The 22,800-nt window shown below is 64.8% G+C and carries 16 protein-coding genes; 15 read left to right on the top strand and 1 reads right to left on the bottom strand.

The genetic code is table 11. The features are described from left to right. Positions 1–27 precede the first annotated feature (27 nt). The 13 genes from PMI04_RS00715 to PMI04_RS00655 are packed head-to-tail and all read left to right on the top strand — an operon-like array spanning position 28 to position 20,982. Entirely contained in the window at positions 28–702 is a 675-nt protein-coding gene (locus PMI04_RS00715; protein WP_238535871.1) for a phage baseplate assembly protein V, read from the top strand. Beyond that, complete coding sequence (locus PMI04_RS00710) at positions 696–3,086, top strand: hypothetical protein (RefSeq protein WP_007705103.1); 2,391 nt, start codon at positions 696–698, stop codon at positions 3,084–3,086. Before PMI04_RS00715 ends, PMI04_RS00710 begins: the two co-directional genes overlap by 7 nt. Before the next feature lie 2 nt (positions 3,087–3,088). Next, positions 3,089–3,487: a GPW/gp25 family protein gene (locus PMI04_RS00705; protein WP_007705100.1), complete on the top strand. Its 399-nt coding sequence runs from the start codon at positions 3,089–3,091 to the stop codon at positions 3,485–3,487. After that, positions 3,484–5,721, top strand: coding sequence for a putative baseplate assembly protein (locus PMI04_RS00700; RefSeq protein ID WP_007705098.1), 2,238 nt, complete (start codon positions 3,484–3,486; stop codon positions 5,719–5,721). Before PMI04_RS00705 ends, PMI04_RS00700 begins: the two co-directional genes overlap by 4 nt. Positions 5,722–5,723: 2 nt before the next feature. Continuing rightward, a complete protein-coding gene (locus tag PMI04_RS00695; RefSeq protein WP_007705096.1) occupies positions 5,724–8,090 on the top strand; it encodes a phage tail protein in 2,367 nt (788 codons plus the stop codon). Next, the gene (locus PMI04_RS00690) at positions 8,087–9,373 is read left to right on the top strand and encodes a hypothetical protein (protein WP_007705094.1); all 1,287 of its coding nucleotides are present in this window, start codon (positions 8,087–8,089) and stop codon (positions 9,371–9,373) included. The genes PMI04_RS00695 and PMI04_RS00690 overlap by 4 nt, the downstream gene beginning before the upstream one ends. 11 nt (positions 9,374–9,384) lie before the next feature. Further along, positions 9,385–12,156: a hypothetical protein gene (locus PMI04_RS00685; RefSeq protein WP_007705092.1), complete on the top strand. Its 2,772-nt coding sequence runs from the start codon at positions 9,385–9,387 to the stop codon at positions 12,154–12,156. Further along, positions 12,153–13,100 carry a hypothetical protein gene (locus PMI04_RS00680; protein WP_283184832.1) on the top strand — a complete coding sequence of 316 codons (948 nt, stop codon included), beginning with the start codon at positions 12,153–12,155 and terminating at the stop codon, positions 13,098–13,100. Before PMI04_RS00685 ends, PMI04_RS00680 begins: the two co-directional genes overlap by 4 nt. Positions 13,101–13,102: 2 nt before the next feature. Next, on the top strand, positions 13,103–13,615 hold the full coding sequence (locus tag PMI04_RS00675) for a hypothetical protein (protein WP_283184831.1): 513 nt from the start codon (positions 13,103–13,105) through the stop codon (positions 13,613–13,615). Then, positions 13,612–15,525 (top strand): ATP-binding protein, encoded by a 1,914-nt coding sequence (locus PMI04_RS00670; protein ID WP_007705088.1) that lies wholly within the window; start codon positions 13,612–13,614, stop codon positions 15,523–15,525. The genes PMI04_RS00675 and PMI04_RS00670 overlap by 4 nt, the downstream gene beginning before the upstream one ends. Beyond that, positions 15,525–16,382: a hypothetical protein gene (locus PMI04_RS00665; RefSeq protein ID WP_283184830.1), complete on the top strand. Its 858-nt coding sequence runs from the start codon at positions 15,525–15,527 to the stop codon at positions 16,380–16,382. The genes PMI04_RS00670 and PMI04_RS00665 overlap by 1 nt, the downstream gene beginning before the upstream one ends. Continuing rightward, entirely contained in the window at positions 16,382–17,509 is a 1,128-nt protein-coding gene (locus PMI04_RS00660; protein WP_007704280.1) for a DUF4157 domain-containing protein, read from the top strand. The genes PMI04_RS00665 and PMI04_RS00660 overlap by 1 nt, the downstream gene beginning before the upstream one ends. Next, positions 17,506–20,982, top strand: coding sequence for a DUF4157 domain-containing protein (locus PMI04_RS00655; RefSeq protein ID WP_007704278.1), 3,477 nt, complete (start codon positions 17,506–17,508; stop codon positions 20,980–20,982). The genes PMI04_RS00660 and PMI04_RS00655 overlap by 4 nt, the downstream gene beginning before the upstream one ends. 42 nt (positions 20,983–21,024) lie before the next feature. Here the strand turns inward: PMI04_RS00655 and bamE are convergent, their stop codons facing one another. Continuing rightward, entirely contained in the window at positions 21,025–21,537 is a 513-nt protein-coding gene (gene bamE / locus PMI04_RS00650) for an outer membrane protein assembly factor BamE (protein WP_007704276.1), read from the bottom strand. A 162-nt stretch (positions 21,538–21,699) separates the two neighbouring features. Here bamE and PMI04_RS00645 point away from each other — a divergent pair, with 162 nt between their 5' ends. Both PMI04_RS00645 and PMI04_RS00640 read left to right on the top strand, forming a co-directional pair. Next, positions 21,700–22,227: a ubiquinol-cytochrome C chaperone family protein gene (locus PMI04_RS00645; RefSeq protein ID WP_007704274.1), complete on the top strand. Its 528-nt coding sequence runs from the start codon at positions 21,700–21,702 to the stop codon at positions 22,225–22,227. After that, entirely contained in the window at positions 22,224–22,766 is a 543-nt protein-coding gene (locus PMI04_RS00640; protein ID WP_007704271.1) for a DUF177 domain-containing protein, read from the top strand. Before PMI04_RS00645 ends, PMI04_RS00640 begins: the two co-directional genes overlap by 4 nt. The last annotated feature ends 34 nt before the right edge of the window (positions 22,767–22,800 follow it).

The raw sequence follows: 22,800 nt of genomic DNA, 5'->3' as shown, positions 1-22,800 counted from the left end.
CCCGGCGATCCTGGCACCATGGTTCCCATGGCCGACCCGCACCCCCGACTCTATGGGGTCTATCCGGCCCAGGTCCGCGACGTTCAGGACCCGGATGGACAGGGCCGCATCCGAATCGAATTGCCGATGGTCAATGGCGACGACGGGCCTGACGCCCAGCCCTGGGCCAGGCTGGCGACGATGATGGCGGGCGGCGACCGGGGTACATGGTTCATTCCCGAGCCCGGCGATGAAGTGCTGGTCGTGTTCGTCGGAGGCGACCCGCGCCGCCCGGTCGTGATCGGTGCCCTGTGGAACGGCCATGATACGCCGCCCGAAACCATGGATGCGGATAATAATATCCGCAGCATCACCTCCCGCAGCGGACATGTGCTGACATTCGACGACACCAGCGGCAGCGAAAAGGTCCAGCTTGAGACGCAGGGCGGCCACCATCTGACGCTGGACGACGCCGCCGGCGGGACGATCACCCTGTCCCATTCCAATGGTGCCAGGATCGAATTCGATGCGGCCGGCAACATCAAGATGACCGCCAATGCACAGGTCGAGATAAGCGCACCGGCCATGTTGAAGGTGACCGCCGGGATGGTGCAGGTCGATGCCCCGCTGTCTCGCTTTTCCGGCGTAGTGCAGGCCGACACGGTCATCACCAACAGCGTAATTTCGGCAAGCTACACGCCGGGAGCGGGGAACATATGGTGAGTGGCGTCCTGGCGCCGCGCCGGCGGCTGATCGTGCCGGCGGCACCGCGCTATACGCGCGAAATGCTGTTCGCCGGCATGCCATCCTTTCTGCGCATGCCGGGCACTTCGCCCCATCCCGACGACGTACCGCCTCTCCTGTCTTTCGAGGGCGATCATTTCGTCGAGGACCTGACCGCGCTGGTGGCCGGCGCGGCGCCCCTGCCGTCGCTGCTGGCTTGGCGCGACTGGGCTGAACCGCCATCGGGCATGATCGCGGCGAACGGTAACCCCCGCTATGATCCGGTTGCAATCCGGCGGGGTCTGCCGCTTGCGATCGAGCCGGATGCGGGGGCCGACATCGACCCGGACGGCGTGCCAACCGCCCCGTCCGGCCCGGCCTGGCTGCGCAAGCTTTATCTGCCGCTGCATCTGCGCTTCACCTATCTGGCCTGCGACCTCGTCTGCCATCGCCCCGGCCTGCCTCGCGTGACGCGGAGCCGGCTGAAGAGCGCCGGCATCGTCGTGCGACGGCTTGTCAGGGACAGCGAAGGCGAACACTGGGAAGACTGGGTCACGACGGACGGCAAGCGCGGACTGTGGTTCGCGCTGAAGGGCGGCCTGCCTGCCGACCCGGACGCGATCGCAACAGCCGCATGGGATGGCCATGATGCAGAGATACGCGCCCGCCTAGGCCTGCCCGCCACGGCACCGATGCCGATGCTTGACCGTGCTCCACTGGCCGCCTTGCCCGACACTGGGCCGGCGCTGACGCTGGCCGGCCTCATTCCGGTTTTTTCCGCTGCCGAGCAGGCGGTCGATGAAGAGCCGGGCATGAGCAGCGCGGACATGGCGCAGGCATTGGCCGACAATGCCCGCGTCACGCTGGCCACCGCCTGGGCAGATCCGGACGATATCCGCCAGCGCCTGCGCCCCGCATTACGCAATCTGCTCAACCTGACCCTGCTGCCGCCACGGCCCAGCACAGCCGCAATCGCCATGGCGCGCAGCACGATCGGCAGCGAAGGCTTCGATCCCGATTCCGGCCTGTCGGCCATGCTCCAGGCTGCGTTGCGGCGAACCTGGTCGCTGCTTGCCCCGAGCGACGTCGATGGCGCGCCCCCAGCGGCCGCCGACATCTTCTGGGCCAGCGGCGGTAACCAGGCGGCGCCACGCGCCGCCTTCGACATCCTGCCGCCCAATCTCGCCAACCTGCTGGCAGGGCCTTGGAACGTCCTTGTCATCGCCCGTCTGCATGCGCTGGCTGATCGACCGACCGCCCCCCATGGCGCATCGGGGGAGGATGCAGAGGCACGCGCGCTGCTGGCGCTCGCCCTGCTGCGCCTGCGCCGGTGTCGGATCGCGTTGCTGACCACATTGCTGGATCAGGCGCAGATCAAGCATGTCGCACTGCTGGGCAGCGCCCCTCAGATCATCGATGGCCAAAGCTACATGCTGCCCCGGGCGACCGCGAGCAGCGCGGGTGCGGAGATCGAGATACTGCTCGGACTCAACGAAGTCCGCAACCCGGCGGATATAGCGCCCGACTTCCCGACACTCGATACCAGCATCAACGGCAGCACATTGGCATATGATGTCCATAAGGCAGGCCTGGCACTCGAAACCATGTACGGCCCGATCGAGGAAGCCGGCAGCGCGGCCGGCAGCGCCTTTCCCGCGATGATCGAACGCCGCGCAGGTGCAATCGCCGGTCCGCAACTGGCCGCCTATTTCGGCGTCGCCGGAACGGCAGTGCCGCGACTGCGCGCGGCGGGGCTGGATCTGTTTGAGCAGCCTGCCAGCGGACTGTTGCTGTTTCCCGGCCCGATGCCGGCGACGGCTCAATTCGACGCGATGAAGGATGCCGTGGCAGACAGCTATATTGCGGCGGCGGGCCTGCCGGCCATGCGGCGCGAGGCCCGCGCACGCAGCCGGGTCAAACGCCTGCGGTTCGACCATGACAGCATTTATGCCGCCTGGGCCTTCGCCCGGATCAGTGGCCGTAGCGATTGCGAGCCGGATCAGATCATCTGGACCAATCGCACCGAACCCTTCACCATCGCCGAACCGACGGACATATTGGGTGCCCGGCCGGTGACGATCCAGATGCCGGATATTCCCCGCCTGATCCGGGACATTCCCCGTATCGCCAAGGCAAGGGCGCGCCCCTATTCCTTCTTCATCACACCGCGCAATTCGGCCGTCAGCGTCGGTGCGACGCCACAGGACACCCGGCGTGCCTGGGGCATAGGCTGGATCTGCAGCTTCGGCATTCCGGTCGTCACGATCTGCGCCTTCGTTCTGTTCTCGATCATCTTTTCGATCCTGATCGCCATCCCCGGCTTTGCCTGGATGCTGTTCCTCAAATTCTGCCTGCCCGTACCGGCACCCAAGAAGGGAGGCTGACCATGGCCATATCATTTGCACAACTGGGCAGGGGGGTCAGATTTCCGCTCGTCACGGCCACCGGCTGGGACTGGATCATGGGTGCCGACGCCGTCGATCAGGCGCTGCGCGCGCTGCTGTTGACCGAGCCAGGTGAACGCATCGGCCGGCCGACCTATGGCGCTGGACTGCGCCGCTTCCTGTTTCAGCCCAATTCGGTCGAAACGCGGGCGGAGATAAGGCGCGCCATAGAGGAGGCGATCCAGCGTCACGAACCACGTGTTCAACTCGCCAGCATATCCGTCACCGCGCCCGATCCACGTACCCCCACGCTGTTACGGATCGCCATCACCTATTCGCTGCGCGCCGATCCCGGCCCGCGCAACATGGTCTTTCCCTTCTATCTCCAGAGCGTGGCATGACCCTGCGCCCGCCTCGCCTGGATGATCGCAGCTATGACGATCTTCGCGCGGAGCTGATCCGCCGCATCCCCGTCCATGCCCCCGAATGGACCGATCATAATGCCGGCGACCCCGGCATCGCTCTGATCGAACTATTTGCCTTCCTCGGCGACAATCTTCTTTATCGTCTCAATCGCGTTCCCGAAGCCCAGCGTCTGGCCTTCCTGGCATTGCTGGACGTACCCCCGCGCGCCGCGCAGGTGGCACGCGCCCTGGTCCGGCTCGATCTGCCCAAAGGCATCGCCGATCCCGTCACGCCCGACTTTTCGCCGGTGGCCCCACGCATTCAACTGGGCGCTGGCGACATATTCTTCCAGCCGACCGGCGAAATCAGCGTGCTGCCGGTAGAGGCCATGGCGTGGATCAAGGCTCCCTTCACCGGCGATCCCCTTCCTGGCGAAGACAGCGTGACCAGCTTGCTGCAGGATCATCTGCACATGGCCAGCGTCCCCGCGCTCACGCGCTATATGGCAACCCCGCTTCCCGCGCCGATCGGCGGGGCACTGCCCCCCGCCACATCCACCGGCGGCAGCGTGGACGGCATGCTATGGTTGTGCCTGCTGGCCCCCAAAGATGTAGCCGTGGACCTGGTACGCCAACGCATTTCGGGCAAGCAGATCAGTATCGGCATCCGCACCGACGATGCACTGTGCGGCCCGACCGACCACAAGCGCTGTCCGGATTCCGGCACCACCGCCGAAACCCGCTTTCCGGTACGATATGATATCGGCACCGGCCGTTTCACATCGCCCCAAAAGCGCGTGGATACGCTATCCTTTCTAAGGCTTTCAGCCGCGTCCGACGAGACGGACGGCTTTGCCCATTCCGGCACGCTGCGACTGCGCTTGCCCGATATGGACGGCAACGGCGCCCCACGCCTGGGCGACTGGACGGCCGACAGTTTCGAGACGCCCGATCCGGATCTGCTGGGCGTCGGCGATCTGCCGCCACGGATCGATGATCCCAGGCTGGCCGAGCGAATCGTCGCCTGGATACGCATCAGCCGCGTAGATCCTGCCGATCCGCCGCTGCGCGTGCGGCTGATCGACGTCAACATGGTGATCGCCGAACAGGCCGTGACCGCAGCTGCGGAAATATTGGGCGCAGGAAGCGGGCGGGCGGGTCAGAATGTCAGACTGTCCCGATCGCCTGTAATCGTCGAGACCGCCATTCTGCAGCTCCGCAGCAGTGCGGGATGGACGACCTGGACACGGGCAGAGAGTCTGGCCCTGGCAGGCCCCGACGATCCGGTTTACGCGCTGGATTCCGACGGAACCGTCACATTTGGCGATGGCGTTCATGGACGCATGCCGCTGCCCGGCGAGGCCATACGTACATTAGGCTATCGCTATGGCGGCGGCGTGCGCGGCAATGTCGGCGCCGGCGCCATTACGCGGGTACGCGGTGCTTCATTGCGCGCCATCAACCCATTGCCGGCCGAGGGGGGCCAGGATGCGGAGACCCCAGCCGAGGCGCAGGCCCGCATTCCCAAGATATTGCGCCATGGCGATCGTGCCGTCTGCGCCGAAGATTTCGTCGACCTCGCACTGGAAACGCCTGGTACCGCAGTAGGGCGCGCCCATGTGCTGCCACGCCACAAGCCGCATGAGCGTGTCGATGGCATCGCCGGCGTAGTGACGCTGATCATATTGCCAGCCTATGACCCGATCACGCCGGATACGCCGACCCCGGACAAGGATATGCTGCGCCGGGTCTGTGCGTGGCTCGAGCCGCGCCGGCTGATCACAACCGAGCTATATGTGACGCCCCCCACCTATGTGCCGGTCGACATCGCGGTCGCGGTCGAGCCTGAGCCGGGTACCGGCGAAGAAACGCTGCGCCACTGGGTCGAACTCGCCCTGCGACAGCATTTCGCGCCACTGCCCCCCTATGGTCCCGACGGCAGCGGCTGGCCATTTGGCCGGATCGTACGCGACCGCGATGCGGAGGCGGCGGCATTGCGAGTGCAAGGCGTCCGCCTGGTCAATGAAACCGTGGTGCAGGGCGAGGCGATAGATGCGGCCGGCCTTGCGACGCCGGCCAGTGCCGCCGTGCCCATGCGGGCCTGGCAATTGCCCGTTATCAGGACCGTCGAGATCGCCATAGGCGCCAATGCCGTGGCCCCTCCGCTGACACCACCGCCCCCTACACCGCCAAAGGGCATGCCCGTGCCGGTCGAACAGGAGGAGTGCTGAGCATGCGCCAGCCCAGCTTTGCCCATCTGACGGGTTATGACATGTGGCGTCGATGCGATCATCATGCCACGCGCATTTCCGAATCGCCTGCGCGCATATTGTTGGGACCAAATTCCAAGCCGCAAGGCGAAGGCGCTGATCCGGCTCCCTGGTCGTTGGTACGTGGCGCCGCCATACGCATCGATTGTCCACCTGACCTGTGCGCCGACGGCACGGTGATGCTTGTCGATCCATCAGGCAGGCTCTTCACCCTAGCCAGCACGGGCTGGGTATCGCTGCCGACGCTGGCGCGAATGCCTGCGCCCCTGTCCGAGGGGCCGTTTGATTTTGCGGCGCCGATCACCGACAGCTCACCGCTCGCCATACGCGATTTGGCACGCGATCCTGTCGGACGCATCTGGCTGCTCGACCGGACCGGTCGGCTGCTCATCTTGTCGCCCGGCCTGCAACTGCTCGACAATTTCCTGCCTGCCGGGAATGTACAGGGATCATCCATCGTCGCCTGCAGTTGGGGGGTGGCAGTCGCGGAGGGACGGCGCCTTCTGGTCCAGCCCTTTGGCGGCCTGTGGCAGCAGATCGCGTTGCCCGGCGATGTCCAGGCCTTGGCAGCCGATCCGGAGACGGACCTCATCATCGCCCTGTTGCCTGGTGCGCGGCTCGCAATATTGCGGCGCGACACCCTTGTCGTCCTCGCCATTCCCGAACTGCTCCGGCCAGCATTCCTGCTCGTGACCGGCGACGGCCATGTGCTGATCGGGGAACCGCGCGGCGTACCGGGCAGTCCTGTCGAGACACGCTTCATCCTCTGCCGGATAGACCCGGCCGATGGGCTGGTCGAAGAGGGCGCACTCGCCGTCCGGGGATTCGACGGACGCGCGCTGTGGCGCGATGGTCATGCGCTGTACGCCAGCACCGCGACCGGCGCGCGACGCCTCTATCCCGACCAGGCGCCCGGTGCCACCGAAGGCATGGTCGAAACCTTCGCGCTCGACAGCAACATCTTCGCCTGTGCCTGGCATCGTGTCTTTCTCGATGTCTGCTTGCCTGCGGCTACGCGGATAGAGGTTGAAGCCCGCACATCCGACGACCTGCCACCCCGCATCCTCTGGCGCGCACCCCACCCGCCGGCAGACATAGCGGGGGGCACCGCTGTGCCCATCCCGAGCGATGATCCCTGGCCTCCCCTGGGGAGCACCGACAATGATCCGGGCATATGGCACCCGATCGGCACGCTCGATCTGCGTAGCGCGATGGCGGATATTCCCGACCCGCCGGCGCATATCGTGCGGCCGTCCGGGGATGAACTGGCCGCCGCGCGTTCCGATGCCCCAACACGATGGCCCCAAGCGACGCTGGAGGGGCTGATCAAGGCACCGCCCGGTCGCTATCTGTGGCTGAGGCTAAGGCTATTCGGTACAGAACGACGCAGTCCCGCGATCTTCGCTGTCCGCGCTACCCATCAACGGCCCTCGCTGCTCGATCTGCTACCCGCCTATTGGCGTGCCGATCCTTTGGCCGCTGATGCGACCGATCGCGCGCTCGCTCTGTTCGAGGGCAACTATACCGAGCTTGATGCCCGTATCACGGCGCTGCGGCATTGCGCCGACCCCCGGCTGGTCCCGCCCGAAGCGCTAGACTGGCTCGCCAGCCATGTCGCGCTCGCCTTCGACCAACGGATCGACGAAGCCGTGCGGCGGCAATTGCTAGCGGAAACCACATGGCTCTACCGACGGCGAGGGACGATGCCGGGGCTCACACGCCTACTCGAAATACTAACCGGCGGACCTGTACAGATTATCGAGGGATTTCGCCTGCGGCGGCGGTCCCTGCCCTTTATCGGCGCCGACGGAAACGCCATCGGCGCGGCGTTCCAGATCGGCGATGAAGACGGCGCAATGGCCACACCGGACGATGCCGCCGATCAGGCCCTGCTCGCCAGCCATCTGGCCCTTCAACTTCGTCGTACCGCCGCCGGCAACGCGGCCTGTCCGGCTGGCGACATTCCCTTCCCGATCGAAAGCGACCCGCTGGCTCGCTTCGTTCGCCGTTTTGCGCACCGATTCACCGTCATCCTCTCGCGCCACCGAAACGATGTCCTGGCGGCCGTGATCGAGGATGCCATAGCCGCCAGCAAGCCCGCACATACGATCCACCGCCTCTGCTGGATCGATGCCGGGTACAGACTTGATCGAGCCAGCATGGTCGGCCTTACCCGGCTCGGCGCAGTATCCTGTTTCGAGCCGGGTGTGCTCGGCACTGCCGTGCTTGGGCGGACAGAGACGCTTGGCCGCCACCAGACTGAATTCGGAATTCGCCCAGGCACACGCATTGGCCAGGCTCAACGCGAGACGATTGGGGATCTTGCATGACCGAAGTTGTCGACGCCGCCACATTTGCCCCGATCGAAGGGACCGATCCCGCCTTGCCCGGCGATCCCTTCACCCGGGTGCGCTACTCCTATGGCCAGTTACTGGGTGCAGAGGATTTCACGGCGGAGCAGAAATATCACCTGCTGCGCGCACGGCTGCGAAATGCCTTGCTCCACGGCACCGGTGTGGTGGCGGGCCTGGATATCGTGGCGCGGCAGACAATCGATCCGCCTGCTACCGAACTGCGCTGCACGGCGGGGCTGGCGATCGATGCGCTGGGCCGGGAAATCTATGTTCCAGAGGCCGTCTGCCTCGACATAACGGGCCTCGCCGCCAACGCATCCTTCTGGGCTAGCCTTTCACCCAGTCCGGCCGCGGTCAACCCGCCGCCGTCGGAGGAAGGAGAGGCGCCATCTCCGGCGGAGGTGGACGCGGACGCGGATGCAGCGCCGTCATCCAGCCCGGTCGATCGCCGCCGCTGTTATGTCGTGCTCAGCTATCGCGCCTGCCTGACCGCCCAGACACCCGCCATCGCCGCCCCTTGTTCCGATGCCGACAACGCTTTGGCCTGGAGCCGGGTCTTGGACAGTTATCGCCTCTGCCTGGAGCCGGCGGCACCCGAAGATCCCTTTGAAACCGTCCGCGACTGGACACGGATAGATGAGCCGCCCGCGCTGCGTACCCGTATGCAGGCACTGCTGACGAATGTGCCCCCGGCTCTGGCTCGATTATATGCCCATGCAGAAGATACAAAGCTGTTGCTGGCAACGGTCGACCTCGAAACGATCGATGACCGCACGACAGTCGTGGCACTGGACAGCAGCGTCCGCGCGCTGCTGCCGCCCGTGCAGTCGATCGCAGAGATAGCCTTGGGGACACGCCTTGTCGGGCCAGCAGCCCCCGCAGCAGCGGCACATTTTCGCGCGCTATCGGCCATTGCCGCTTCGGACGGCACGGCGATCAGTGTCGCAGTCACTTTCTCTGCGCCCTTGCAACCCCTGTCGATCACGCCCGACAGCGTCCGTATTCTGCGCTTCGATCCGACAGCCGGATGGACCGAACTGACGCCGGCGAGCAGCAATATCACAGGCGCGGTTCTCACGCTGACATTGGGCGAAGACTGGACCGGCGACACCCTGTGGCAAATCGCGCTCTCCGGCGGAGGCGCCCAACCCATACTGGATCTCGACGGTCATCCGCTCGCCGGCTTCGCCGACGACCCCACCCCACCCCCCGGACGCGGCCATGATGCCGTACGGATCGCGACATTCTCGCCAGCCTGAGGAGGCATGAGATGAGTGGCACTGAGATATCCGAAACGGCGAATGCTACGCTTCTCAGCGCGCTGGCCAAGAAGCTCTATGGCCATGCAGCCCTGACCATCGCCGAGGAAGGGGAGATCGGAAAGCTGGCCGGTATCGGCATCGGCCCTGCCGGCCTACCCGTCGCACCAGGGGGCGACGTGGAGGGCTGGAACAGCCTGAACCGCACCAACTGGTTCAACGGCCGGTTCCTCACCGCCGAGGCATTGCGCCGACAGGATAGCTATTTCGATCAGCGCGCTCGTCTCGACGCCCAGATGCTGGCGCCCGGCATTGCCTATGGATTAGGCTTGGAAGCCGATGGGCTCAACGCATCGCCCTATGACCAAAGGATGCAATGGGCCTTTTCCGCAGAGCGCGAGATCATCCTGACACCGGGTCTGGCGTTCGACATGATCGGGCGCCCGATCCTTGTACCCCAGTCATTCCGTTTCACGCTCGCCGACCTGGTGACCCTGCACCGGCGCAGGCCGCGCCGGGTCGTCCCCGGCAAGACCGAATTCGCCCCCTGCATCTGTCTCGCTCCGGAACCGGACGGCCCCCAGGGTGGCGGACCGGCGATCCGGCCCGGCCCCTATCTGCTGATCATAGAGGCGGCCGAAAAGGCGAGCGGAAGCGCCAAAATCTATGGCGACATATGTGGAGGCGCTCAGCCCGTCACCTGTGAAAGCGACAGTTGGACCAGCGGTTTCGGATTATCGCTGGTCCGCTTTCCGGTTGATGTACCGGCCAGCGATCTGGTTCGCACACCCTGGGACCTGCGCGGTGTCCTGTCCGCTTATTATTTCGACGTGTTTGAACATTCGCTGATCAAGCGCTGGGACCCGCCCTTCGCAACCGATCACCGGTTCTGCGGCCCGACCAATCCATGGCGGCACGATCCCGGTGCGATCGCACTTGCCATGGTCTATCTTGCTGATGAGCATAGCGCCCGCTTCGTCGATCCATGGATCCCGCGGCGAACGATCGTCGCGACACCAGGGGAAGAAACGCATCGCACCCGTTTCGGCGCACCACCGCGATCGGCGGGCTGGGCGCGTATTCACCAATTTCAGTGCATGCTTTCCGAAAGCCTCGAGGTCGCACCGCTGATCCGGGATGAGCGCCTGATGAACGTCAACCTGTTCGATCGCGGGTTCCGTCATATTCCGCCGATCGGCTTTCTCCCCATCGATCCTGCCCTGCCACGGGGCGAGGCCATCACTGGCATCGAGACACTCGACAAATATCTGGCGGCGGCTGGCCTGCAAAACCTGCTCGTATCGGGCCTGGTCGGATCGGCGGTGGAACAAGGCCTTTCCTATTTCAAGCGCACCAACGTTCTGGCCTATGCCACCGTCGCGTTGCACGACGACGATATCCTGGAAGATCTGACCAACGTCTTCGACAAGGATCCCATCAATATCGATCGGCTGCCAGCGCCAGTGTCCGAGCGCATCGACGCAATCGGCAGCAATCCCTTGACCCGCACCGGACGTCTGCTGCGGCTAATCTTGTTGTTCGGCGCGGATAAGCTGGCCAATCGCACGATCGAGGTGGTGAAGCTGGTCGTGCCGCTCCAAGGCCTGGAACGCACGCATCCGATCCTGGGCGTGGTCGAAGAGGATGCCATGTCGCAACTGGCGGACTGGCAGATCGATGCCGCCGCTGCAGCGCTGCAGCTTAACGCACGGTCGATGGCGGCGCTCGCGCAACGGGCCGACCTTCACATGCTGCCGCGCCATTTCACCGTCTATGTCAAGCAGCGCATGGTCCTGTTGGACCTGTTGCTGACCCTCTGGGAAATGATCCAGCTCGTTTCCCAGGTCTTTGCGCCAACGAAGACGACCGAAACACGGCGGTTGGTGACCGTCAAGGAACGAGCCGATGCCATCGCCGGCCAGCCCGCCGAGAAGCGGCAGCTCGCCGCCGCCGTCGCACAATATCCTGCCTTTACCGCGACCTTGCGTCAGGCGCTGCCGGTGGTGGCCCCCGATCTCGCATCGCCCGAACGCGCCAAGGCCTTCGGCGAAGCCGTCGAGGCCCAGGATCGCAAGCTGCTATCGACCATTCCCAACGCGACCGAGCGGCGCCAAGCGGCGTTATACCAAGTGACCGACAGCTTCGCGGCCACATATCCCGATTTCGAGATATTGCAGATGTTCGGCGCTATCCAGCCGCCCGCGGCGACCGAAGCGCTGGTCAAATCCATCGCGACCGAACCGGCAGTGCTGTCTCCGCTTGCAGCCACCAACGCCGGCGCATTTTCGGACAAAATTGCGCCGCCTCCAATATTTTCGAGCGCAGCCGGCGCCACAATCTATGCTGAAATGCGCGATGCGACCAATGCGCTGCCACTCCAGAATCTGGGCAAGGACATGCCAGACACGGTCCCTGCCGATCTGACAGTGGGCGAACTGCTCGCCCGATCACCCGATGACGCGGCGGCATTGGTCGGCGGGACAGAGGCCCTCGCCAAGATCAAGGCAATGGTCAAGGCCCGGATCACCGAATCGGCCGATGCGGCCGAGGCCTTCAGCAAGCCTGCGCCGACCGGCCTGGTTTCCAAGGCGCTGGCCGACGCCTTAACGGCGCATGAGGACCCTGCTGCAGCCGTCAAGGCAGCCCGCACAGCCGGTGGTACCAGTGCGCAGGCCACCCGCTTCCTCGATCGTGCTGAAACCGTCACCAATATCCTGGGGGCTACCCGAACCGGCATCGCCCGGCAGATCATTGCCGGCAATCTGGTACGGCGGTCGACATGAGCGTCGATACGATCATTCGACACGCCCATATCCATGCCGTTTGTGACGATGTGGCAAGCGCAGCCACGCTCGACGCACAGCTGGCGCAAGCTGCGGTACGCCTACCTGCCCAAGTTGAGGCTCTGCTCCCCGGCGCGCTGACACTATCGCATGGTGATCTTGCGATCGCGATCGGAACGCTGCAGGTCAACCTGCAGATCGCAGCCGATGCCAAGGCCGACGCGATCGCCGCAGCATGGGCACAGGCGATCGTCTCGGCCATTCTTGCCGAACTGCCCGCCGTGCGGGCACGGCCGCAGGCGGCGGCCGCCTCCAGTGAGGATGCGGTTTATGACGATATATGGGACGCCGAATGCGCCATATTGCGCGCACGCGCAACGCAGGCCGCCATGCCATGGTGGGCCGAAGAGATTGATCCGGCCGGGATAATCGAGCGATGGCTGCAGCGCGAGCCGGCACGCGCGACAATCCTGTTGTTACGCCTGTTGATGACGGAGCCGGCATTGCTGCACCTCCTGCCAGAGGCACATGCGCTGCGACTGGCCATGCTGCTTCGCCGGCAACTGAACAGCCGGCTGGCCGAGCTTGGCACCATGCCTCCCACCACCACCCTGAACCCGCCGTCCGATCCCATCGGTTCACTGCCCATATTCGTAGACAAAATCGCTTCCGTTCTGGACGGCGATCTTGCCGATCGGCTTCGCTTGTTGCCCGAGGGCCTGCGCGCGCTGCTTACGCTGGCGGTCGTCATGGCTACTCAGCCAGGGCGTGCGATGGCGCTCGCCTCCACGCCATCCGACATGCCCATTCAGGCGCCGGACATCATCTCTGCCCAGCCGGTACGAGCAGTCCAGTCCCTCGCCGCGGCGAACAGCGTCAATGCCCCGGGGCCGGTGACATCCTCCGATCCTGCACCTCTGACCGAAATATTCGGGGGGGGCTGATATTGATGCTGCGCCCCTTGCTGCAGTTGCTGCCGCCGGCTGAAATCAACGCGGATATGCTTGGCGCAATCGGGCTGGCTGCATTGCGCCGCTGCCTGCTGCCCCTGCCGGCCACGGCTGCCCGCCTGGCGCTGGAGCGGGATCGCCCGTTGCTGGCGGTCTTTGCCGGCACGCCTTTGCCCGATCAACCACTTGACGGCATCGCATTGGATAGCCGCGCCGACATATGGCTTGACCGGCTGATCGAGGATATGCCCGAAGCCGCCTGGGCACCGTCGACCATCCGCCGAATCTATGGCGATATGGAGCCGTTCGCTGAAAAACCTGACCATGCGCGCCTTGCCCGACTGGTGATGCGTCCCGGCTTGCTTCACGCCACGCCCTGGAGCGCCACCATCGTCTGGCCGATGGAAAATACCGATATCGATCTGCGGCGGGCCGGCTGGGATATCGATCCGGGTTGGCTGCCTTTCATCGGTCGAACGATCGCCTTTCGTTACGGAGACGCGGCATGAGCGACGCGATCGACGCGGACGCGCTGCTGGCGCGCCTGATCGGCATTGGCGCCGCGCGACTGCTGCTGCGGCTCCCGGAAGCGCGCGCGCCTCTCTTGGACCTCGCCCGCGCCATCCTGCCCACCGATGAGCTGGACCCGGCCGCCATCGCGATCATCATCCCCGATGCCGCAGATATACTGTATGAGGAACTGGCCACTGCCGACGTACCACTCGGCCGCATTGCACGCGCCTGCGCCCTGTCCGCCTTCGACCTCGATCTACTCGGTCTGGCCCTGTTGCCTGCCCTGGATGATCGCGCCGCGGCCTTGATATCCGGCCTTTCCGGTACCCGCCGGCTGCCGGCAGGCGTAGCCTTGCGGCTGCTGCTGGGCGACAAGCTGGCTCCCATCGAGGCACGCCGCGCGGTTTGGGCCAGTCCGCTGTGGCGCCACGGCTTGCTGCGTTGGCCGGAAACGGGCGCCCCCGCCACCGATTGGCTCCTGGATCCGCAGACTTCCCTGTTGGCGGTGCTCGACGCCACCCGTCCAACCGATATCGAGATCGCGGAATTGACGATAGGCGATGAGGCTGGCTCCGATGATGACACAGCGTTGGCTTTGTCCGCATGGCTGGCGACACCGGACAGCTGCTTGCTGCATCTGGCGGGCGAAGGCTGGCGCGGCGAGGCCCTGCTGCAAATGGCCGCGCCCACCGCCTTGGTCGTGCAGAGCAGCGGCGTTCCCCCGTGGCGCATGTTGGCCATGTTGTCGGTCGCCGAACAGCGCCCGATCGCGCTCGCCTGGACAGGAAGTGGCGAGTTGGGGATGCCGCCCGACGACCTGATCGCGCCGATCATCTTGCTGGCGCCAGCCGACATATTCCTGCGCACCACCGCCCACCAGCGCCCGCCTGCGCGGATCATCCTGCCGCCACCCGATGCAGCGATACGGATCGCACATTGGCGCCGTGCCATGCCCAATCTCGATGAGGCGGAGGTGAATATGCTCGCCAACCAGAGCTGGATGCGCGCCACCGACATTGCGATGCTGGCATCGCGCGCGCGCGGCGACCCCAAACGCCTTGCCGCCGCGCGCATGGAGACGGTACCGCCCCGGGCCGTCCGGATGGCAAGCCTGCGCGTGCCCAGAGTCGCCTGGAACCAGTTGGTCATCGACGCGACGACAGAAAGCCGATTGGAGGATTTCATCCGGCGGTATCGCCTGCGCATACCCATTCGCAACAACTGGGAACTGGACCGCGAACGACGTGGTCTCTGCGCGCTTATCTCGGGCGATTCTGGCGTAGGCAAAACCCTGGCCACGGATGCCATCGCCACCCGGCTGGGATTGCCGGTGATGCAGGTCGACCTGTCGCTGGTCGTTTCCAAATATATTGGCGAGACGGAAAAGAATCTGTCCGAGCTGTTTGCCGCCGCCGAAGGTTTTTGCGCGCTGCTGTTTTTCGACGAGGCCGATTCCCTGTTCGGCAAACGCACCTCGGTCGAAGACGCCCATGATCGCTATGCGAATATCGAAGTCAATTTCCTGCTGCAGCGCCTTGAGGCCTTTGATGGCATTGCCATTCTGGCCTCCAACCTTGCCCAAGGGATCGACGAGGCCTTCATGCGCCGTCTCGACAGCGTCGTTCCCATGCCCCGGCCTGCGGCGGCACAGCGCCTGCGCCTGTGGCAATTGCATCTCCCGGCAGAAACCCGGCTGACCCCCCGCCTGCCGCTCGACCTTCTGGCTCGTCATTGCGAAATGACCGGGGGCGAAATCCGCAATGCCGCGCTCGCCGCTGCCTATGCCGCAGCCGATGAGGATCGCCGGATCACCACGCGCGATCTGCAGGAAGCCATCATGACCGAATTTGCCAAAAAGGGGCGGCCTGCACCGCTCCTGCCCATTGCAACGGAAGGAGCCGCCTGATGACCAGCATCACCGACGCCGTGGCGTCCCTTGAACAGGACCGTTCGACCTTTACCGCATCCCTCGCCACGGCCATGGCGCAGGGCGCACAATTCGGCCAGGTCGCCGCCCAGACCCGGGCAGCGCAGATAGAGATCGATTCGGCCATTGCCCGGGCCAAGGCCGAACAGATTGCGGCGGATGCAGCCACCTCACGCATCACCGCCGCAATCAATGCCCGCACCACCGTCCTGCAAACCGTACAGACCGCCAAGACGGGGGCGGGACAACCCCTGTCGGACAGCGTCGCCAACGCACTTAAGGCTGCGGTACTGGATGCCAATGGGGGAGACCAGGCCAAGCTCGACGATGCCATCGACAAGGTGAAGACCCTGGATACGGACATTGCGACGACGGCGGACGACGAAGCCAGCGTCCTGACGGCCGCGCTTGACACGCTAGCGACAAAGAAAGCTGATCTGGTCACGAAAAAGGCGGCGGCACTCGATCTTCTTGCGATGATCGAAGGCAGTGCCGGCATATTGGCCACACAACTGAGCGCAGCCAAAGATGCGCTGACCCGCGCCACCACCTTGGCCACGACCGATGGCGATGCCGCCCATCATGCTGCCATAGTGTCCTATGTCGATTATAGCCGCCTGCGCGATGGTCTGGCGGCCGGTCTGGCCAACAACGGCCTTGGCGACGACTGGGCAACGGCGCGCGACGCCTGGCTATCGGCCGCTGCCGCCGTGGCCGCCGCCGAAGAGGCGGTCATCGAGAAGCGACTCGACTGGGCAAGGGCGGTGGCGGAACAAACGGCGCGATTGGCGACACGCGCGGTGAAGGCCGCAGAGGAGGCGGCCGGGGCGTTCTGATGCCCAGCCGTGCGTCCCGGACACGCGTGCGCATCCTGGCGGACGCCAGCGCGGAGGTGGCGGCCGATCGTGTGGCGACGGGCGAAAGGCCAGCGAACGGGCATATTTCTTCGACCCGTGCCGACCCCCGGCTCAACCTTGGTGCGGGGCAGCCCATCCCGGCTCGGGATCGAGGCTTTTTCGAGCGGCGCCTTGGTCATGACCTATCCGCTGTGCGGGTTCACCGCGATGCAGGCGTCGTCAGCGACCTTGGCGCCCATGCGCTGGCGTCCGGCCGGGACATCGCCTTTGCGCCCGGCCATTGGCAGCCGGGCAGTGCCCCGTTCCGCAAGCTGCTCGGCCATGAACTGGGGCACAGCCTGCAACAGGGCGCAGGCCAACCGGCCGTGCAGTTGGACAATGGTGGTCCGCTGCAGGAGGCCAAGGCCGAGCAGGCGACGGGTGCGCTGGAAGGCGGTATCAAGACGATCGCCGAGCAGGCGGCCGACAATGAGCGACTCAAGAGCTTTGGCCGTGGCCTCGCCGAACGCTATGCGCTGCCAATCTGGGGCCAGATGGAATCCGCCGACAAGGCCGCCGTCATCGGAACAGGTGTCGCCATATATGGGCTGGGCGTCGGGACGCTGGCGTCTGATCCTGGCGGCCGCCAACGCCTGTCGGGCGTAAATCTGGCTTTGCCGTTAGCCGCGATCCCTTATGCGACGCTACAGAGTTTCAGCTTCGTGCCGCCGACTGGCCCCGGCAGCCCTCTAACCCTGCGCTTCGGCTTCAGCGGCGACGATCTGATCAAACTGGCGCATGACAAGCTGCCGGCCATGCCCGCGATGACGCTGTCGTTCGATATGACGATGACGATCGCCCCCGATGGCGGCTTCTCCATGCCCTTCGCGCTGGCCCATATCGGGCTGATGCCCGGCCTGGATGTACAGGCAGGATTCGGTGTCTCAACGGTTTTGCCTGCGCTGGTGCCCGGGTCCGATGGCATGCTGACACCATCCACCGGCTTTCCGCAGGGACCGGCAAACCCCGTCCGAGAAACAGCAATATTCGCGACGGTTGACCTGCTCAAATTGCCACTTCTCCCCCTTTCCTTCCGACGGGCGTTAGGCGCGGAGCCTTTGAAATGACCATGGCCGCCCGGGTCCCTGTCGGCCCTGAACAGGATCCGGCCGAACAGGAAGCAGCGCATATCGCGCGCGAGGTCAGCCGCGAGGCGGCACCGGTCGCCGCCCTGCCCAATTGTCCACTATGCGCGACGGCATCCACCCCCTGCCCCACATGCCAGGCATCGTCCGGCCTGATACGCCGCAGTGCGGTGGGAAACGGGCCAACCATGGCGGAAACAGGCTGGACATCCGATACGGGCGCCCATCCCCTGCCGACACGCGAAAAAGCCTATTTTGAACGGCGCCTGGGCACCGACCTGAGCCGCGTGCGCATCCATCGGGATAGGAACGCCGGGATGCAGACAAGGTCTGCGGGCGCGCGTGCGATGACCCTGGGACAGCATATTGCGTTCGCGCCAGCCGCCTATCAACCGGAAACGGCCGATGGGCGGGAACTGATCGCCCATGAACTGGTGCACACACTGCAGGATCAAGGCGGTACCGTTGCACGGCGCGCGCCTGCCGATGGCCCAAGCAACAGGGAACGGATCGACAAGGCGATCCAGAGCAAGAGCGTTGGCGACGTCAAGGATATCCAGAATTTCGGCGAATGCAGCGATGACGAACGCACCCGGCTGATCGGGATATTGCTCGACCAAGGCTGGGTGGGACCGCGCGACGAATGGGCACTGGAACAATTGTGGAGCAGCGCGGGCGATCTGCTGGCCTTCGCGGCCCTCCATGTCGAACAATGGAATGCCAGCGTCGAACGCGGTGCCGAATTGACCGGACTGCCCCAGGTCCAGAGCTTCCTCATCATCTTTCGCGCCCATGCCGTGGCCATGACCGGGGCTCTGCTTGCCGATAGCGAAGCCCGGATCAAGGCGGAAATGGTCCGCTATGGCCTCTCCAGCGAAGTAGTGATCAGCGTCGATCCCGGCGGCGCCTATTCGGGCACCGCCTATAGCATGGGCAGCGGACCAGCGACTGTCGGATTGAAGCAGTCCGCCCAACTGCTCCTCGATAAATGGGGCGAGATTCATCAACGCGAGGACGCCAAGCGTGACCAGGAAAGCGGCGTCGATGATCTGGGCGAACCGATCGTACGGCAAAGCAATGCCGCAGCCTGGAACCAGGCATGCGCTGCGCTGAAGCAATCGCAGGATGAACGGGAAATCCTGCGCATGGCGCTCGAGGCGCGCTATCCGATCCTGGCGGCCTTCGCCAATGACGAAAGCGGTCTGCGCCAGGTCGCGGAAGGACAGGGCAACAGTCCGGCAACAGCTCTTGGCAAGGCCAGCGACGAGCATCTGGCCAATATCGCCAAGGTCCGCGAAAAGGTCGCGGAGGATCCCGATATTGTCTGGAAACTGCCTCCCGTCCTCGAACCGACCAAGTCCGAAATGAACCTGGAATCCGGTTCGCTGGGGGACGGCTTCGTCCGCGCCCAGGTCGACAAGGTCGAAACCGACAATATGATCGTCGACCTTGCCCTGGGCGCTCTTGCGCTGGCGCTGGGCCTGCTCGCCGCGTTGCCGACCGGCGGGGGTAGCCTTGTCGCCGCGGGTGCCGCGATCGGGGCAGTGGGCGCCGTCGCAACCGGTGGATGGATGGCGCTGGCGCACCTGCGCGAATATCAGTTCAAGGCCGCAGCCAACGGCACCGACTTCGACAAGGCCCGCGCCGTGTCGGCCGAAGAACCATCGATGTTCTGGCTGGCCCTCGATATCATCGGGGTGGCCATCGACCTGTCCGTTGCCGTGAGTGTCTTCAAAAGCCTGACCCCGGCCGCCCGTGCGCTCGCCCAGGCCGAACGCGCCAGCCAGAGAGCAGCCCAACTTGCCGAGGAATTGCGGGAAGCTGCCGAGAAGGCGGGCGGAAAATCGCTGGCGGACCGCGTCGTCGCCAGCGCCGAACGGATGCAGGCCAAGTCGATAGAGGAAGCGGTCGGTGCCGCCGGCGCGAAGAGCGTTGAAAAGACCGTCGCCAAGGCTGCCACCGAACAGACCGAGGGCGCGGCCAAAGTCGCCAGCAGCGCTGGCGGCGAGGTTGCCGTGACCCGATCGGGCATCTTCAAATGCGCCTCGCCCTGCGTGATGCTGCGCGAGCGCTATGCCGAGCAGATCGTAGCCCATCAGCCCAAGGCCGGCGAGAAGAGCTTCGGGGAACGCATTGCGGGACTCGAAGCGGAAGCCAGAGCTGCCGAGAAGGACAGCGCAAAGCTGTCCGAGATCGCCAGCCGCGCCGCAGCCCTCGAAGAGCAGCTCATGCAGGTTCCCAAGGGGGGGTGGCGATCGCCATTGGCATCAACGTTGAGCGATGCGGAAATGGCGGCCATGGTCAAACGGCGCGGTTCTGCGTCCTTCGATCTCACCAATCGCGCGGCCGACTGGCATGGCGCCGACGAAGCTCTGTTCAAATTCGGCGCGAAGGCGGAGACCGGCTATCGATTCCGGCTCAGCCCAGAGGGCGAACTGCAATATGTGCGCGACTCCGCCAAGCTGCCGGAGCGCATTTTCGATCCGATCCTCGGTATTTTTCGCGCGCCCGATCCGGCGGCCCTGAAAGTCGCGCTGGAATCGGAAGCCGACCTGGTCAAGATGGCAACGGTCGGCGCGAAGGCCACCACCCATGGAGAATGGCTCACCGCTCTAAAAAAGGCGGTTCCCGAAGTGTCCGGCCTGTCCGACGAGGCGCTGATGCGGGTCATGGCCAAATCCCCCGATCTCAATCATATGCGCGGCGAACTGTTGGAGGCGATGGCGGGGCCGGGGCTGGCCAGATATGCGGAAAAAGCCGGAGCCGAAGCCGAGTTCATCGCCGGCAGCAGAGTCAAGGATGCCGCCAATCGGCAATTGACCGACGGCGTCGTGGTCCGCTGGACCAATGCGGAAAAGACCCAGGCCGAGGTTCTGGTGATCGGCGAAAGCAAGGCGGGTGAGGGGGCTGCCCGTGGCCTGTCGAAGGATCATGCCAGCTTCAACGATCTGCGCGAGCGTTTCCTGAAAGCGGCATCGAAAGGGGAAGCGCTCGACGATTGGACCGAACTCGAACGCACCGCCGTGGACAGTCTACGCGGCAGCATCAAGCGCGGGGAGATCGAGGGGCTGACGGCCGCTTCAGACCTGTCTGCCGATGCGCTGCGCAAGGCTGCGCCGGACCAGATCGAGGCGATAATGCGCGAACTATGGTCCGATGACATGGGGCAGATCGCGCGCGATTTCGAGCGGATGATGCCCAATGCGGGCCAGAAGACCACGAAGATTCTGATCGACGGCAAGGAGGTGGAGGTAAAGGTCAGCCGGGCCACGACCAAGGTCGCCGCGACCGCGCCCAATGACGTCGCCCTTGATGCCGCGATCAAGGCGGGAGAAGATTATAGCATCGGGGTCGAACGGCTCGACGTGGGCATAAGCAAGGCACGGCTGGAGGAAATTGCGCGCCAGTTGCGTGCCGAGCAGATCAAGAACGGCACGCGGGTCGCCGGACAGTGAGCCGGCCCAATGCCGGCATCACATCCGTACCCGCTATGCAGATCAGCTGCCGTTGGGGCCGCCGCCTGGACCAGCGCCACCCTGGCCGCCCATCCCACCAGCGCCGACTGCGCCGATATTGCCGAAAATCTCGTCGAACAGGCTGCGATGGCGACCCAGGGTCGGCGTCTTGTCACCACTCGGCGAAATATGCGCGACCTGTTCCAGGCCCATGCGGTCAACGGCCACGACATTACCCGCCGCATCGAAGCGAACATGCAGGATCGTTTGCGACGCCGGCTTGGGATTGGAGAAGGCGAGCGACCGCATATCGCGCGAGACATAATACCAGTCGGCATCACCCCACTGCGCGGCGAAGCTCGGCCGTCCCAGCGTGCCTTCGACAGAGGCGCGATTGTCGATGCCGGGTTGGACCGAGTCCACCAGCAGCTTGTCGACCTGATAACCCTGGTGCGTACGGATGCGGGTGCAGCCCGATGCGCCCATCAATACCGCACCGAGGCCGGCGGCGAGCAGGATTCGCCCGCAGCGGGACTGGCGGCTAAACTTGCGCATGGTCTTCTCCTGCGGGGACAGGCCCGCGAACTCAAGAAACATAAAGCCGCCATTGCATCGGGCGGCTCGCCGATCAATATGGAAATGCGCAGGCCCCGGCAAGGGGCGCACGCGCCGGCATAGTCTGCTGGCCAACATTCCATCACGAAAAGACGGCAACCCATGTCCCAATCCCGTCCTTCCTTCCTCAAGCGCCTGCTGGGTCGCGACGATCCGAAGGCCGGACTGATGCCGCTCTATCATGCGATCATAGCCGAAGGGCGACAACCGCACTGGTATCTGCAGGGCGGCGTGCCAGACACGTTGGATGGCCGGTTCGACATGATCATCGCGGTCCTCGCGCAAATATTGATCCGTCTGGAAGCACTGGGCGCAACGCCGGAAAGCGTGTGGCTGACCGAATTGTTCGTTGACGACATGGACGGACAACTGCGCCAGGAGGGGATCGGCGACGTCGTGGTGGGCAAGCATATCGGCCGCATGATGAGCGCGCTGGGCGGGCGGTTGAGCGCCTATCGCGCGGCCTTGACGGATGAGGGCGATCTGGAGGATGCGCTGCGCCGCAACCTGTATCGCGGTGACACCCCTTCCGCTGATGCCCTCTGCCATGTTGAAGGTGCATTGCGGGAACGTTGGGTGCGGCTGGGCTGCCTGACCCGTGACGCCTTGCTGGCTGGAGACCTTGGATGACCAACCCTATAGAATTTTCGCGGCCTGTGCGCACCGACCAGCTAGGCAAACTGGGCGACAGCCTGGTGACTATCAGCGCCAATGCCGAAGAACGTGCCGCACTGATGCGTCGTTTCTCCCTGTTGGCACTCGATCTGCTGGAAGCGGACTATCGGTTGAACGCGGAGAGTGGCACGATCATGGCGCGCGGCCATGTCCGGGCGGAACTGGCTCAGCCTTGCGTCGCAACCGGCCTGGCGGTGCCCGAGAGAATCGATACCGATTTCGTGCTGCGCTTCGTGCTGGAAAGTGGAGAACCGCCCGAAGGCGAAGAACTGGAACTGGATGCCGAGGATTGCGATACGATCGGTTATGACGGCAATGTCATCGACATGGGCGAGGCGGTGGCCGAAACAGTGGCGCTGGCAATGGACCCTTATCCCCGTGCAGCGGAGGCCGACGCCTATCTACGCGAGGCCGGAGTGATGACCGAGGAACAGGCCAGCCCCTTTGCTGCGTTGCTGGGAATGGCGCGGGCCGACAAGGGCAAAAAGAACTGACGCCCACGACCTGTTTCCCTTTCGTTCCCATGGT

Source organism: Sphingobium sp. AP49 (assembly GCF_000281715.2).
Taxonomy (GTDB): Bacteria; Pseudomonadota; Alphaproteobacteria; order Sphingomonadales; family Sphingomonadaceae; genus Sphingobium.
The sequence above is the reverse complement of the archived record's forward strand: the minus strand, read 5'-3'. Positions and strand labels throughout refer to the sequence as shown.

What these genes read in the sequence shown, in the direction of transcription:
- PMI04_RS00660 (WP_007704280.1), top strand. Translation starts at nt 16,382, where the DNA reads ATGCCCAGCCGTGCGTCCCGGACACGCGTGCGCATCCTGGCGGACGCC.
- PMI04_RS00710 (WP_007705103.1), top strand. Translation starts at nt 696, where the DNA reads ATGGTGAGTGGCGTCCTGGCGCCGCGCCGGCGGCTGATCGTGCCGGCG.
- bamE (WP_007704276.1), bottom strand. Translation starts at nt 21,537, where the DNA reads ATGCGCAAGTTTAGCCGCCAGTCCCGCTGCGGGCGAATCCTGCTCGCC.
- PMI04_RS00680 (WP_283184832.1), top strand. Translation starts at nt 12,153, where the DNA reads ATGAGCGTCGATACGATCATTCGACACGCCCATATCCATGCCGTTTGT.
- PMI04_RS00655 (WP_007704278.1), top strand. Translation starts at nt 17,506, where the DNA reads ATGACCATGGCCGCCCGGGTCCCTGTCGGCCCTGAACAGGATCCGGCC.
- PMI04_RS00640 (WP_007704271.1), top strand. Translation starts at nt 22,224, where the DNA reads ATGACCAACCCTATAGAATTTTCGCGGCCTGTGCGCACCGACCAGCTA.
- PMI04_RS00695 (WP_007705096.1), top strand. Translation starts at nt 5,724, where the DNA reads ATGCGCCAGCCCAGCTTTGCCCATCTGACGGGTTATGACATGTGGCGT.
- PMI04_RS00690 (WP_007705094.1), top strand. Translation starts at nt 8,087, where the DNA reads ATGACCGAAGTTGTCGACGCCGCCACATTTGCCCCGATCGAAGGGACC.
- PMI04_RS00645 (WP_007704274.1), top strand. Translation starts at nt 21,700, where the DNA reads ATGTCCCAATCCCGTCCTTCCTTCCTCAAGCGCCTGCTGGGTCGCGAC.
- PMI04_RS00705 (WP_007705100.1), top strand. Translation starts at nt 3,089, where the DNA reads ATGGCCATATCATTTGCACAACTGGGCAGGGGGGTCAGATTTCCGCTC.
- PMI04_RS00715 (WP_238535871.1), top strand. Translation starts at nt 28, where the DNA reads ATGGCCGACCCGCACCCCCGACTCTATGGGGTCTATCCGGCCCAGGTC.
- PMI04_RS00665 (WP_283184830.1), top strand. Translation starts at nt 15,525, where the DNA reads ATGACCAGCATCACCGACGCCGTGGCGTCCCTTGAACAGGACCGTTCG.
- PMI04_RS00700 (WP_007705098.1), top strand. Translation starts at nt 3,484, where the DNA reads ATGACCCTGCGCCCGCCTCGCCTGGATGATCGCAGCTATGACGATCTT.
- PMI04_RS00670 (WP_007705088.1), top strand. Translation starts at nt 13,612, where the DNA reads ATGAGCGACGCGATCGACGCGGACGCGCTGCTGGCGCGCCTGATCGGC.
- PMI04_RS00685 (WP_007705092.1), top strand. Translation starts at nt 9,385, where the DNA reads ATGAGTGGCACTGAGATATCCGAAACGGCGAATGCTACGCTTCTCAGC.